16 protein-coding genes and 1 pseudogene are annotated in these 13,410 nt (G+C 41.1%); 4 read left to right on the forward strand and 13 right to left on the reverse strand.

All coding sequences use genetic code 11. From position 1 onward, the window contains the following. Positions 1 to 29 precede the first annotated feature (29 nt). The 5 genes from H513_RS0109570 to H513_RS19960 form a co-directional block, all read right to left on the reverse strand. Positions 30 to 473: a DUF4275 family protein gene (locus tag H513_RS0109570; RefSeq protein ID WP_026800553.1), complete on the reverse strand. Its 444-nt coding sequence runs from the start codon at positions 471 to 473 to the stop codon at positions 30 to 32. 47 nt (positions 474 to 520) lie between these two features. Then, complete coding sequence (locus tag H513_RS0109575) at positions 521 to 1,081, reverse strand: SF0329 family protein (protein WP_026800554.1); 561 nt, start codon at positions 1,079 to 1,081, stop codon at positions 521 to 523. Positions 1,082 to 1,179: 98 nt separating this feature from the next. Then, on the reverse strand, positions 1,180 to 1,464 hold the full coding sequence (locus tag H513_RS0109580) for a hypothetical protein (protein ID WP_026800555.1): 285 nt from the start codon (positions 1,462 to 1,464) through the stop codon (positions 1,180 to 1,182). 12 nt (positions 1,465 to 1,476) lie between these two features. After that, positions 1,477 to 2,037: a putative glycolipid-binding domain-containing protein gene (locus H513_RS20875; protein ID WP_051239843.1), complete on the reverse strand. Its 561-nt coding sequence runs from the start codon at positions 2,035 to 2,037 to the stop codon at positions 1,477 to 1,479. Positions 2,038 to 2,344: 307 nt separating this feature from the next. Then, a complete protein-coding gene (locus H513_RS19960; RefSeq protein ID WP_051239844.1) occupies positions 2,345 to 3,757 on the reverse strand; it encodes a DUF2254 domain-containing protein in 1,413 nt (470 codons plus the stop codon). 262 nt (positions 3,758 to 4,019) lie between these two features. Between H513_RS19960 and H513_RS0109595 the strand changes: the two genes are divergently transcribed. Beyond that, positions 4,020 to 4,376, forward strand: coding sequence for a DUF2200 domain-containing protein (locus tag H513_RS0109595; protein ID WP_026800556.1), 357 nt, complete (start codon positions 4,020 to 4,022; stop codon positions 4,374 to 4,376). A 153-nt stretch (positions 4,377 to 4,529) separates the two neighbouring features. On the opposite strand, the pseudogene H513_RS21225 reads toward H513_RS0109595, so the two are convergent. Next, positions 4,530 to 4,802, reverse strand: a pseudogene (locus H513_RS21225) (GNAT family N-acetyltransferase); the annotation flags it as partial. 232 nt (positions 4,803 to 5,034) lie between these two features. Here H513_RS21225 and H513_RS0109605 point away from each other — a divergent pair. From H513_RS0109605 to H513_RS0109615, 3 genes are all read left to right on the forward strand, one after another. Beyond that, complete coding sequence (locus H513_RS0109605; RefSeq protein WP_026800557.1) at positions 5,035 to 5,757, forward strand: polyphosphate kinase 2 family protein; 723 nt, start codon at positions 5,035 to 5,037, stop codon at positions 5,755 to 5,757. Between the two features lie 331 nt (positions 5,758 to 6,088). After that, positions 6,089 to 6,433, forward strand: coding sequence for a PadR family transcriptional regulator (locus H513_RS0109610; protein WP_026800558.1), 345 nt, complete (start codon positions 6,089 to 6,091; stop codon positions 6,431 to 6,433). Then, the gene (locus tag H513_RS0109615; protein WP_026800559.1) at positions 6,424 to 7,680 is read left to right on the forward strand and encodes an FtsW/RodA/SpoVE family cell cycle protein; all 1,257 of its coding nucleotides are present in this window, start codon (positions 6,424 to 6,426) and stop codon (positions 7,678 to 7,680) included. The genes H513_RS0109610 and H513_RS0109615 overlap by 10 nt, the downstream gene beginning before the upstream one ends. Before the next feature lie 157 nt (positions 7,681 to 7,837). Here H513_RS0109615 and H513_RS0109620 read toward each other — a convergent pair whose 3' ends face one another. The 7 genes from H513_RS0109620 to H513_RS0109650 form a co-directional block, all read right to left on the reverse strand. Further along, entirely contained in the window at positions 7,838 to 8,143 is a 306-nt protein-coding gene (locus H513_RS0109620) for a hypothetical protein (protein ID WP_026800560.1), read from the reverse strand. Positions 8,144 to 8,333: 190 nt separating this feature from the next. Then, the gene (locus H513_RS0109625) at positions 8,334 to 8,978 is read right to left on the reverse strand and encodes a permease prefix domain 1-containing protein (protein WP_026800561.1); all 645 of its coding nucleotides are present in this window, start codon (positions 8,976 to 8,978) and stop codon (positions 8,334 to 8,336) included. Then, positions 8,975 to 9,301, reverse strand: coding sequence for a PadR family transcriptional regulator (locus H513_RS0109630; protein WP_026800562.1), 327 nt, complete (start codon positions 9,299 to 9,301; stop codon positions 8,975 to 8,977). Before H513_RS0109630 ends, H513_RS0109625 begins: the two co-directional genes overlap by 4 nt. A 367-nt stretch (positions 9,302 to 9,668) precedes the next feature. Beyond that, positions 9,669 to 10,628: an arsenic resistance protein gene (locus H513_RS0109635; RefSeq protein ID WP_026800563.1), complete on the reverse strand. Its 960-nt coding sequence runs from the start codon at positions 10,626 to 10,628 to the stop codon at positions 9,669 to 9,671. Positions 10,629 to 11,064: 436 nt separating this feature from the next. After that, positions 11,065 to 11,700, reverse strand: coding sequence for a hypothetical protein (locus H513_RS20880; RefSeq protein ID WP_026800564.1), 636 nt, complete (start codon positions 11,698 to 11,700; stop codon positions 11,065 to 11,067). A gap of 162 nt (positions 11,701 to 11,862) precedes the next feature. Further along, entirely contained in the window at positions 11,863 to 12,108 is a 246-nt protein-coding gene (locus tag H513_RS0109645; protein ID WP_051239846.1) for an SHOCT domain-containing protein, read from the reverse strand. Between the two features lie 171 nt (positions 12,109 to 12,279). Then, complete coding sequence (locus tag H513_RS0109650) at positions 12,280 to 13,380, reverse strand: PD-(D/E)XK nuclease family protein (RefSeq protein WP_026800566.1); 1,101 nt, start codon at positions 13,378 to 13,380, stop codon at positions 12,280 to 12,282. Positions 13,381 to 13,410: the final 30 nt, after the last annotated feature.

Here is a 13,410-nt window from a genome sequence, read left to right on the forward strand (position 1 = left end):
ATTTCATACTGAATAAATCGAAACTAGTCCTAATCTTGCTCAGTCTTCCAATTAGATTGAAAGAAATAAGGTCCACAGTCCGGTTCATGAGTTACCACGTACGTCCACTTGAAATCTACATCTACTACATAGACGTCATCCATGTAACCATCCACGTTATTGATTACATCTGCCGCCTTTAAATTGGTCGCATTCCTAATCAGAAGGGTATCTTCATCGCCTTGATAGAACAGGTAACAGGCATTTTTATGTACCTGGTTAAAGGCTGTCATTGCCTGCTGACCTTCTTTACAAGGAAACTTTCGCCAACTGAACACATGCCACAAGTATTGATGAAGTTTAATGTTCCGCTTTTGAGATAGGCTCAGTGTATGTGCAAAGGCCTCTTCCCACCGCTGACGTAATTCCTTACCTCGATAGGTACACGTAGAAACAGGAATACCCTTGTCTTTAATTCGTTTAATTTGGCTCATGAACTCCTCCACAATATATACAGGCGTTTATGTTATAGGAAAGAAACTTACAAATGAGTTTCGTTCACGCGTTCCATATTCATGCCTTCAATGCGACATCTAATCTTGTAGCAATGTTCAACAAATGGATGCGATCGGTCATTGGTTTCCATCATTCTCAATCTCCTCTTTCCTAATCTTCTATCGAACATAGCAAGGCCAACAATGATCACGTTCTCTGAATTCATCGCATCTTCAATAGACAGGGATGGATACCTCATGAATGGTTCATATAGATGGTAACTTTCAAATATGCTTTCATTCACCATAACTTCCTCAGATTGTTCAAAAGCCTTATTGTATTCTTGTCTATTTAATGAATCACCCGGTTGTGCCTCAGCAGCACTTGAAACCTTTCTGCTCTCTATCATCTGCCTATACAGCTTCTCACGATGAACTTGAAAGGTGACATCTGAAGCACTGAGTATTTCTTCTTTATCGAACGTAATCCATACTCTAGCTGGACGGTCATGAAATTTCCGATAAACTGTTGCGTGCAATTCAATCCGTCCCTTTAACTTCTCGCATAAGAAACTCTCTAGTGTTGACTTCGTCTTACTCCATTGCATACTCATCACCTCCGAAGCACATGGGAATATTCTCACTATACATCTAACGCTTTCTAAAGTAGTAGACGAATGCTTTCATCATTGGACGCTGCACACCTTCAATTACGATTCGTCTTTAAACGGTCCACATACTCTTTGGCCTCAACAAGAGAAAGGCCTAGCGCTTCTCTCGCCCGTTTAACCGCGCGCACATCCTCTCCGTCTTTCATGATTTCACGTAACTCCTCATTGATTTCAGGTTCCGGTACTTCTAAATGGTTCGCTAATCGGTCAAGGTTCTGCTCCATTAACTTCAAGCGACCTTCCAACTTTTCCACCTTCATCATGATCATTGTAATCAGGACCGCTAGAGCGAAAACGACACATACTAAAGCAAATTCCATTACACTCACCCTTTACTGTTCAAATTCTCTTCTAAAGGCATCTGGATAGTCGACTATGATGCCTTCCCTATCGACCGTAACCACGGTTTCATAGTCTTTGCACGTATACCGAAATCTTCTATACCCATCCTCTGTATCCCCGAGGAACGTGTAGGTTTGTTCTACCTTCTCTAGTTCCATCGAAGGAACATCTACATACAACATCGTAAACACTCGTACCTGTCCTCGTTCCCATGTACAGCGGTTGATTGGGAGCGTATTTGAGAATGGCGTCATCGAAATGTCGACATCAATGGCATCATCCATCCCTTCTAAAACAGACCCATTCAAATACCATTCTCCGGTCCAATCACGCCGTAAATAAAGGGATCTCTTCGTTACTAAATCCGTAATATCTACACGCTTCGTAAACCACTCCTGATCTAGAACCACCTGATAAGAGAATTTGTACGCATTCCCACCCCTCATAAACAGGACCAAGCTTTCTGCAACTAAATCCGATTCTATGTTGCGGATGGTTAAATATTCAGCCCCAGGCTGCTCAAGGTTTGTCCAGAAAACGGTCTTATCCAATGGCATAACCCCTCTCTCTCTATTCGAATGTACACCTGTCCCTCGTACTTACTTTGGCTAGCGCTCCCCCCTAACCCATAAATGATGAAATCTCATGTTCACTGGCAGCTTAACATTTAGTAATTATGTAAATTATTTCATAAATAACACCATGACAAAATCATTTTTTACACCCACAGAAAAAAGGAGGCTATCCCTAACAGGGATAACCTCCTTGTATGAATGAAGGAAAGTAACAAACAATAGCGCTTCATGTATAGCGGTCATCATAATCACGAAGTAGGTCAACATCACAAGTCACATGACACTACGTAGTCTTAGACGCCTCTAAAGCTCTTACTGAACTGACTCGCTGCAACATATATTCAAGAAGGAACAGATAATCTTCTTCGTTCCCAGTCTGTTTAGAAAGCTCAGATAAATGTTCTACTATATAGAAGCAGTCATTTTCGTAGAGGCTGTCTTGGTCAAAGCCTAGAATCGTCTGGCGAGCAAATTCCCATAACTCTGGTTGGACCTCTTTATCCATCGTTTTACTGAGCAGGGAAACCATTGCAATCAACTCTGTGATAACAGTTGAATTTTGTTTCGCATACTCACGTATCGAGGCAAAGCCTTTGTGGAGGTAATAACGGAAATCCTTTTGGTTCAGGATAATCCGAAGCTTCTCATTCCGGTCGAACAGGTACGGAGAGAAGTTCGTATTCTGACCAATGCTCTTCAACAAATCCGCGATTTGATGAATCGTATTTGAAACGGTAAGCGGGTCGTTATGTCCTAAAGCTTTGATCGCTACTTCAGCAAGCTTAATCAGTCCATACTCTAAGTCTTGAATTTCGGTCTGCTTGACACCAATTTCAATGGATTTCAGATAGCGATCTGAGTTAATCGGATGTCCATATTCCCAATAGGTAAGGAGTGGGGTTCCTTCTACCACGAATTCTCCGATACGGATATTAAACTTAAGCAGCGCATCATCTCCATGAGCCTGCTTAATTAATTTAGTGAAATCCGCAACTTGAAGATAACCAGATTGATTCGCTTTAATGACCTTACCATGCTCCTCATCTGGCAAGGATTCTGGCTCCACGACTTTCTCAAGGTGATACGGCTGTAACTCCTTTTCTAAAGAAGACTGTACAGACTTCGACTTTCTGTTCATGTTATAGCTAATATTGTGAACTTGCATCCATGTTGTTGTATGGTTGATGAAATAAATAAAGGTCACAGCTGCCGTAATAGCGGTCAATATAGAGAATACTGGTGTAGCCGCGATATACTCCTCTTCTTCATGAGTCACGTACAAGAAGTTTAACAGCACGTATATAAAACTCCCGTTAAAAATACCGAGTACGTGTTGGGTTGCTCGATCGCTTACGAAGTTTACTAGCATCTTAGAGGAGAACTGTCCGCTGAACGTTGTTAAAGCAACGAGCAACGAGTTGATTGTAAATGCACTTAGTGTGAGCACCCCGCCTACAAGGGCACTCAATAACACCTGCAGCGTTTGTCCGCTAAAGCCAATAGCAGGGGGTAAATACAAACTGACATCGATCACATAATCCAGGTAAAACGTAAAAGCAGATAATAAAATCGCCCCAATAATATACCAAAGTGGCATAAACCAAAGCGTTGACTTTAATTCACTCTTCCGCTGACGCTTCGACATCTTAAAGTACTTTCGTAGATAGTAATAGAAGCCCATAAATTCACCATTCATTTCGTTAGTAGTTAATACTTCTATGTCCTTCCCTGAAAAGAAATATACTAACCTAAATAAAGTAGCTTTGCTTAAAAACAGGTGTAAGGACGGAGGAATAGGCTAGGTGTCTTAGACTAGTTACTAGTTGTCCGCCATTATATGTAACAAGCTCTATACAATCCCTCTCCCCCTTTAATGTGTAATCCCCTTACCATTAAGACGGTTTTGAACAGATTCGTATTTCGTTATATAATGAATGAAAAGGTAACGGAGGGATATCATGGCTACACATAGGATTTATCGTATGAGTTTCGGAAGTGTTTATCCTCACTATATTACGAAGGCAGAGAAAAAGGGGCGTACGAAAGAAGAAGTCGATGAAATCATCACCTGGTTGACTGGGTATAGCCAAGAAGAGTTAGAAGCTCAACTCGAGAAAGAGACAGACTTCGAAACATTCTTTGCAGAAGCTCCTAACATGAACCCAAACCGAACATTAATCAAAGGCGTCGTCTGCGGCGTACGAGTGGAGAACGTCGAGGAACCTGTCATGAGGGAAATTCGGTATTTGGACAAACTCATCGACGAGTTAGCCAAAGGGAAAGCTTTAGAGAAAATCTTTAGGAAAGACACCTAATCACGGAAACACTGACCCTTTCTTAGGTCAGTGTTTCTTATTGTTCTGAATAGAAACAGTACGCCACGAAAGTCCGAAGTGATGTAACTCTACCTTCTAATCCAGTTCAACCACTTGTCTTCTATATACGTTCGTCTTCATGAATCGTAACGGTTAGATAGTCCTTCTGAAAAAACTTAAATACGTGATTCCATGCAATGTGACCTCTCTAAATAGCTGCTCTTTCAGTTCTCCTTCCTTCTCAAAGCCTAAACTCTCGTACAAGCAAATCGCACGCTTGTTAAATGAGAACACGCGCAAATACACTTTATGTAAGTTTAATTCGGAGAAACTATAATCTAAAAGCAGATTCATGGCTTCCTTCCCATAGCCCATGCCCCAGTAATTCCGATTTCCAATATCAATGACACATTCAGCATTCCGATTCTTAAGCTTTCCTCAAGTGAATACGCTCTGTATGAAACACTATGATCATCCTCCTTTTATCTGTGCAGACTATTAATTCGCACCCTCTCATATTCCAATTATTTCAAACCTCATCGGTATACTCAATCATTATGACCTTAAGGCATCTCTCACCACCTCTCACAAAATATGAAGGGTTGAAGCGAAATTCGGAGAATAGTGTTTATATGAAACTCACTAAGGAGTTGACGTTATGCTTGAAGCTGTTGATTTATCCTTGAAGATCGATAAGAAGCGTTATAAGAAGGAGCTAAAGCAAACTCAGTTAGAATTGCTCCAGTTACAGCGGTCCATCTATGACCATCAGTTGGGAATACTCATCGTATTTGAGGGATGGGATGCAGCGGGAAAGGGCGGTGCCATTAAGCGTTTGACGAGTGGTCTTGACCCCCGTGGCTTTGATGTACATTCTATCGGTGCTCCCTCCACCCTTGAGAAGAAGCACCATTACCTGAAACGGTTTTGGAAAGAGGTCCCTCCTTATGGGAAGATTGCGATTTTCGACCGTTCTTGGTATGGCAGAATTCTCGTCGAAAGAGTCGAGAATTTCGCCTCTGTCTCCGAATGGAAGCGAGCGTACGAAGAAATCGTTCAGTTCGAACACTTACTCTCACAAGACCGCTATGTTGTTATTAAACTCTGGTTGCATATCTCTAAGGACGAACAGCTCAAGAGATTTGAAGAAAGGCAAGCAGATCCATTAAAGAAATGGAAGATCACTGAAGAAGACTGGAGAAACCGAGCCAAGTGGGATGCCTACGAAGAAGCGATTGAAGCTATGATCATGAAGACCTCTACGCCAGAAAGTAGATGGCACATCATAGAAGGAGAAGATAAATATTACGCCCGAGTAAAGACGAATCAAACGATAATCCAAGTGATTAAAGAGCGGCTGAGCTTGATGGATGGATTGTGATTTAGAATGCTTAATGACTTGGCTCTGTTAACGTTTACTAGTGTTATTAATAAAAAACTGAACTTCCCTTAAGATGGAAGTTCAGTTTTTTATTATCTTATTGAACTTGGCGGTAATTATAAATTCGTTACATCAATGAATCATGAAGTTACCCTACCTATTTGTTACGTAGACTTATCCCTCGTTCAAACTCCCAACAACACTTTTTATTTGACCGCCTCTGCAAAAGCCATGCCCACTAAACACATATTGACGGGGTTAGTGAAGCAGCATACAATATACCTATGAATACTATGCATATTATTACTATGCATAAGGAGGAAAGGTAGATATGAAGATTAGTAAAGAGCTACTTAAAGGGAGTACAACCACGTTAATCCTAAGCTTGCTCGACACGAAGCCAAGGTATGGGTATGAAATCATCAAGGAACTGGAATTGAAGTCTGAAGGTATTTTCAGTTTTAAGGAAGGGACGATTTATCCCATCCTTCACACTCTTGAGAATAAAGGGCTGATTGTCTCCTTCTGGGAGGAAGGGACTGGAAAGAGAAAGAGGAAATATTACAAGTTAAATGATTCAGGTAGAGAACTTATCCAAGAGAAAAAAGAGGAATGGTCCGTCTTTAAAGACGCAGTTGATCAAGTGCTACATGGAGAGAAAAGCGTATGGGATTAGATAAGAAATTTGAAGCCTATTTGGATAAGTTGTGTAAGCGAATAAGGAATAAAGATGTACATGATACCATCAAGCTTGAGATTGGCGATCATCTTCAGGAACTCAAGGAGGATGCTATGGAGAGAGGATTTTCTGAGGAAGAGGCTATCAATCAGGCATTGACTCATATGGGGGATGAGAAAGTATTAGGAAAGCAATTGAACAGGACGCATAAAGCCCCAATGGATCTACAAATTATCCTTCCCGTTCTCGCGGTTTCTCTATTCGGGCTTCTGATTATGTACAACCTGCAATTTCATTCGACCATTAAAGCTCTTCATGAGATGAACGTATTCAGTAATAGCCTTGTATACTATTTAGCTGGCCTTCTGAGCATGCTAGTTATGTTCAGATTTGATTATAGAAGACTTGCAACGTACTCGATTCCTATTTATATAGGAACGTTACTCATTCTTTCATTGACTCTCCTTCTCGGTGTCTGGGTCGATGGCATCCCCTTCTTAAATATTGGCTTTGCCTTCATTAATTTCACGGAAGTCACTCCATATCTCTTGGCCGTATCCTTTGCTGGAATCTTTCACAAATGGGATTGGAAAGACACACGAAAGTTCTGGATTGGAGCAGGTGTTCTTGCCTTACCAATCCTTTTACTGTCAACGACTTGGGCAGTGGCTGCCACTTTCCTCAGCTTGATTGTATGCATGACCATTGTGTCCGTGTCTAAGGCAAGCATCAAGCAAGTCTTAGCCATTACTCTACCTTTATCCATATGGCCGTTGGTGCGTTTCTTCGTTCAAGCAGATACGTCTACACTCCCTAACGCGTATGCTGGGTTAACCTTGAGAGATGCGAACTTCATAGGAAGTGCCTTGCAGTCCACTCCCGAACCCGTCTCTCGAGTCCATACAGATTTCATCTTTTCGTACACCATCTACACATTCGGTTGGTTGTCCGCCATCATCGTATTCGGGTTGATTGCCTATTTCATCTGGAGAATCATTCGTACAGGCAGAAGGATGGTTTATTCCTATGCTCGACTTCTCACCATCGGCCTGGCAGCGACATTCTCCGTGCAGTTCTTCCTAAGTATTCTTATGAACTTCGGATTACCAGGGTTGCCTGGCGTAGCCATGCCTTTTATGAGTTTCGGTGGTTCCCACATCCTCATTGAAATGATCGCTGTCGGCTTATTATTGAGTATTTACAGAAGACGCAATACAGCCGAACAAGCTATGGCATACAGCTAAATACCTAAGAAATATTACTGTTTTCTAAGGGAACACGATACAAGATAACTGAAGACACGTAGCCGACCGGTTCGGCCACGTGTCTTTAAATTACCCAGATCTAGATTCACCGGTAACTTCCACATCTCGTGTTACGTCTATGTGACTTGGGTTCTTCTTATACTGTTGTATTCTTTTTATCTAATAACCTTCCAATTCCTAATAAAACACTTATAGCAACATATAGGAATCCATTAGCTACGATTACAAGACCGACAAAAGCTGACATAATGGCTCCTCCTTGTCCGGCATTACCGAGACCCACCAGAATTGCACCAATTATAAAGCCAACTAGAACGCCAAAGACTGCTAAAAGGATTCCAGAACCGAAGAAGGGAAACTGCCCACTCTTTCTCCATTTAACTATGAATAGATTGACTGGAATTAACAATGCTGCAAGAAATAAATAAATGAGTACATCCATACTATTCCTCCTTAACAGATCTCTAAGTCTAATAGAAACTAAACAGAATTAGCATAACCAAGCTCTATGGTAAAGAAGCCAAAGGAATAACAATTATTTCCATGAATTCGAATCATTGTTATTAATGTTCAGTAACAGCTGCCTGCACCCAACACGCAGACCACCTTTATTCATAGATTCTGCAGGATCCTTAATTGACTATATTTCTCTTTCCATTGTTACCCTTCAGAAATAGACCATTAAATAATTGCCTTGCTGAAACATATACCAATGCTCCAATCAGAAGGGCAAATAAATCCAACCATCGCCCATCCTGATACCGTTCAGGTTGGGTAAACAGCATTGATGTTAGCATCCCACTAATTATCAACGACGGCACCATAAAAAACACCCAAGGATTCACAACCCACTTCCATTTGAGTCCACCTTGTAAAGAATGATGCATAAATTCACTAGGCCCAGCGAGAGAGGCAATATAGAACATGGTCATCCACACGCTATACAACTCAATCCCGTTATCAAACTCAGGGTGATAGTACTCCATAGAATAGTAGGAAATGAAACTGAGACTTGCAATGGTCAACACGACAGACCATGCGAAACGAACGAACTTATAGGTTGGAAAGAAGGACCTCTTGAACGCCTCGTTTAGCTTGCCCTCATCTCCAAATGACTCAATTGCCATCCGCACAGCTTCCTCTTCAGACTTCCCTTCGATAAGAAGCTCTTTCATATGATCCTCGAGGTGTCCAACCACTTCTTCTCTCAACTCTTCCTTCTCCTCATCAGGCAGGTTATTGGTAATCTCCTTTACATACCGCTCAATCTCCTTCATCCAAATTCCCCCGAAGTAGTTTCAATTAATGAATGGATTTGCTTCCAATCCTTAAGTTTTCCCGCCAATACGGTACGTCCTGTCTCGGTAATGGAATAATACTTCCTCCGACCACCAGCGGATTCTGTACTCCAATACGATGTCACACATTCCTTCTTCTCAAGCCTCTTCAAAGCTGGGTACAGGGTCCCCTCATTCATGTGGTACGCATCCTCACTTAGTGTCCTGAGCTTCTTAGTTATTTCGTACCCATAGCAATCTGCTTGCGACAAGATGGAAAGCAACAAGATTTCAATGCTCCCTTTCATCAGCTCTCTGTCCATTACGTCGCCTCCTAATCGTAGTGATATTTACATTGTATAACTATGTACATCGTATAACAAGGTAAATAAACCTAAATCTTTCCAAAACAAAAAAAGAGCCCTACCCTTTGCAAAGAGTGGACTCGCCTATTAGAATAACTCTCAAACCAATTCTCTTATTGCATTTCCATGTGATCCCCATCAATAATTCCCCTTCGTAATTTCAGTAGTAACTTGCTTTCAGTTAACGCAGTGTGTACATAGAATTTAATACTACATCTTTTCACCTATCCTGTTCTGTTAGTTGAAGAAGAACTTTGAGTTTAGTAGGAACCTATTTCTTCGCACACACTACGAATCATGGAAATAATCCTTCCCCACTACATGATCAATCCCGTAACAACAGCTTTGGAACAACTCGAATGTAAACGAGTTCGCTAACAAGCTCAATCATCGTCTGAGTAATAATCACAGCCGCTACGATGTCACCAATGTTTGGCAAAGTCAAGGCAAGTGGGAGAACAACGAGTGAATTCCTTGTTGAACTACTAAATAGAAGTGCTCTCCCTCGCTTCGTGCCTAATTTGAACCACGCTGCCACGTATTTCGCTATGATTGGCATAGCAACCATAAAGATGAGATAGAGCGGAATTACGACAAGAATATCGTCAATGTAAGTAGGCAATTTCACAATTTGCGAAGCGACAACAGCAAAGAGCGTCAACGCCATGAAAGGAACAGGTAGCCATGCAGAAGCACTCAACACCTTCTTTCCACTCACTTTCTTCCTTGCCCTAACTTGTACGAGCAAGGCGAGTACTAGAGGAACAAAGATGATTCCTATAAATGCTTCTATAAATGGTACAGGATCTACCACCTTAACAGCGTCACTCCCCATAAATAGCCACAAATAAAACGGTAACAATACCATCTGCACGACGAACAAGAGAGGCATTGAAGTTAAGACTACCTTCTCATCCCCTTTCCCTAAGGCAGTAAAGACGATGACGTAATCGATACATGGAGTCAATAACACTAAGTAAAATCCAAGCAATACCGATGGACGGTCAGGTAGAAATTGGGCTAACCCCCAAACGACAATAGGTACAAAGATAAAGTTCACGAGTAGCAAAGCCCTCATGTACGCTCGGTCTCCAAACGCTTCTTTCATTGAAGCGAATGGAATCTGTGAGAACATACTATACATTAAGACAGCAAGAATAATGGAAATGAATGCATTTAACCTTCCAGCATAGTCAGGCATAACGAAGCCAAACGCCGCTGCTAGGAGTAAACTACAGAGGTAGAACCACACTTGGTTCTTCTCAAGATATTCTCGATTAAACAAGGAATCGCCACCTATCCGAATCTACATCCTTCCAAGAAGGAACGTTTCATACAAATGGAATACTGTTCCAAACACAGATCACTAAGACTTCCTGTGTTAGTCAACCAAACCCTTCATTCTAGACAGTATAGCAGGTGTTCAACGGAAAGAGTGTATACACTTTACAAAACTACCTATCGTATCTTCCTTATCCTTCTTCTCCACTGAAACCCGACCAGTAAAAAGATAAACAAAACGTTCGCTCTTAAAACAAGAAGCGAACGTTTTGTTTGTTTATAGTAACGACGTAAGTTGAGATACGCAATCCATTCCATAGACCTGTATGTATTTAGAAGGAAGCCATCTTTCTTTATTTGAATTTCTATCATCCACACAGAAAGAGTAGAGTAATCAGTAGTCGATTTATGTATCCTCATTCCTTGTAAAAATCGTATCTTTAGAACTTTTCATACTCCCCGTCTTTGTACACTTTGTAATAACCTAAGGTTCCCGTTTTCCCTGATACCCGCGTAGAGATTGAGACCAATTGAACAGCATAATAAGAACCGTTTTCATCCTCCCTCGCTACTTCCTCTGCCCCGAATGAAATATCCTCGTCTTTCCCCTCAGGAAGTTGCTGTTTCAAGAAGTTCACAGCTTCTTCTCCACTCAATATTGGAAGGGATGCCTTCTCGCTTGGCTGACTAGCGTTTTGTGTGTCTTCATCAGATAAATGAGCAGCTTCGTTTGCAACAGATGCCTCTTTTGTTTTGGATGGTTCTTCTTCGTTCGATGAAGTTGTAGCAGTATTAGTAGAATCTTGTGCAGATGGTTCTTCACTCTCACTCCTATCGACGTCTGTTTCACTTCCTTCTGAAGCGTGACCTGAATCACCTTCATTCTGTTCCGATTCTTTTCCCTTGTTCGCGGATGTTTCTTTAGACTGCGAATTCACTCCTGTACTTATTGAATCCACTTCGCTTTCAGACTGCTTACCTACACTTGTAGAAACGTCCGATGTTTCACTGCATGCACTGATTCCGATTAAGGAAACCAATACAGCAGGCACAACAAGCCATTTAGCCTTTTCCATTTTTAGCATCTCCCATCTTTCTTCCCAGTAACAGTTTATGAGTAGTTCGTCTACATAAATGCAATACCGAGAACTCACGCATATACCAATTATTTCAAATTAGGCATGTAAATTCAATAAAGAAACACGCCCTAAGTTAGAGCGTGTTTCAGTTCTTCTTCCCTACGACCGAGATAGTTTCTCTTTCAATCGATCGTATTCTTCTTCAGTTAGTTCACCTTTGGCTAAGCGATGCTTTAACGTCTCTATAGAATCAGTTTCAGAATTCTTATGGTTCTTGCTTGCCTTCACCAACATAACTCCAAGAACTAAGATAATGACTATACTCAATAGACCTAGGAAGCCAAAGTTGAAAAACCAACCTCCCATGCCGTTATCATGCATCATAGTATTCATCATTCTTTCCATTGAGTCATTCCTCCTTCACTTACACCATACACATACCCCGTACTGTATTTAAACTAACATGCTCAGAGGTATTTCTTAAGGGGAGGTGGTCGTAAAGAAAGTACATCAATGAACACTTCCTACATCCGATCTTAGGGCGAGCAGTATAGTCGTTTAAGGACTACTCACCATTCAAATAATTAAGAATCTTGACTTCATATCATTAACCACGTCATCTATACACCTTTCCAGAAGTTCAACTTGGTGTTTCATGTGATGAATCTGGTCGTCTACTGTATGACCTTCGATTGGTACAGTCATTACAAGCAATCTTGAACTCTTAGGCCTGGCATGTAACCCATTCCTTTTCACTCGATTGATCAGCTCTTCTCCAAAGATGCGCTTATTTTCTATAAACGCGTCATAGTTCGGTAAATGCTTGACTTTTTGATACGGTTCATAGGGATAGGTCTCAAAGCGGATGCCTATCTCATTCAACCCCTTTTGATTGTTCAGCATGTTGATATAGGTGTCTACATGCACATTAAAGGTGCGCGCAATCCCGTCATGTTGAAAAGGTCGTTCGCTAGTCCAACCACTTTTTGAAATGAGAAATATAAAATTATGTCGGCCAGCCCCCGCTACGTCTCCCCAATCAAGAATCAACTCACTTTTTAAAGAGAAAGCAGCAGCTAATATTTTCTGCCAGCAGATCTTCCGCTGGATTCTATCCATCTCCATACCTGTTTCCAAACTGTTAATTGGTTTCCTTAAAGGGGTGTAGAAATGATGTAATTTGAGCTTAAAGTCTTCAAAGACCATCCTTAGCTTCTCATGATGTAAAGTCCATCCATCCTTTAAAAACAAGTCGTAATTTAAGAAGATAAACTGCGAATTTCTAGGTCTAACGGTTGTATCAAGCGCTAGAAATATGTAGTGAAATTCAGTATGATCAATGTCTAACTGATACTTATTAGCTAATCGAACCTTTGCTTCCATAGACACATAACGGTTTGTTTGCTCGTGCCCTTCTGCAGCCCCCATTTTATTTTCTACTACAATTAGTTTAGTGCGATTCCCATGTACAGCCTTAACAATTAGATCTGGCGTGCCAATTGACTTCCCTAATCCTACACGAGTATCAAGAACAAATTCCGTTCCATCATCTATACTGATGTATGCTTCATGTAGAAATTTCAATAGAAATTCCTCAGACTCTTTAAAGCAACTGACTAAAAAATCAGATATCACATCTTCTCTGTAAAAGCTATTTAAAACATCGAACACATTCATGTTGGTTGAATTCCTCTCCAAACAATTTAA

This window comes from Pontibacillus halophilus JSM 076056 = DSM 19796 (genome assembly GCF_000425205.1).
Taxonomy (GTDB): Bacteria; Bacillota; Bacilli; order Bacillales; family BH030062; genus Pontibacillus_A; species Pontibacillus_A halophilus.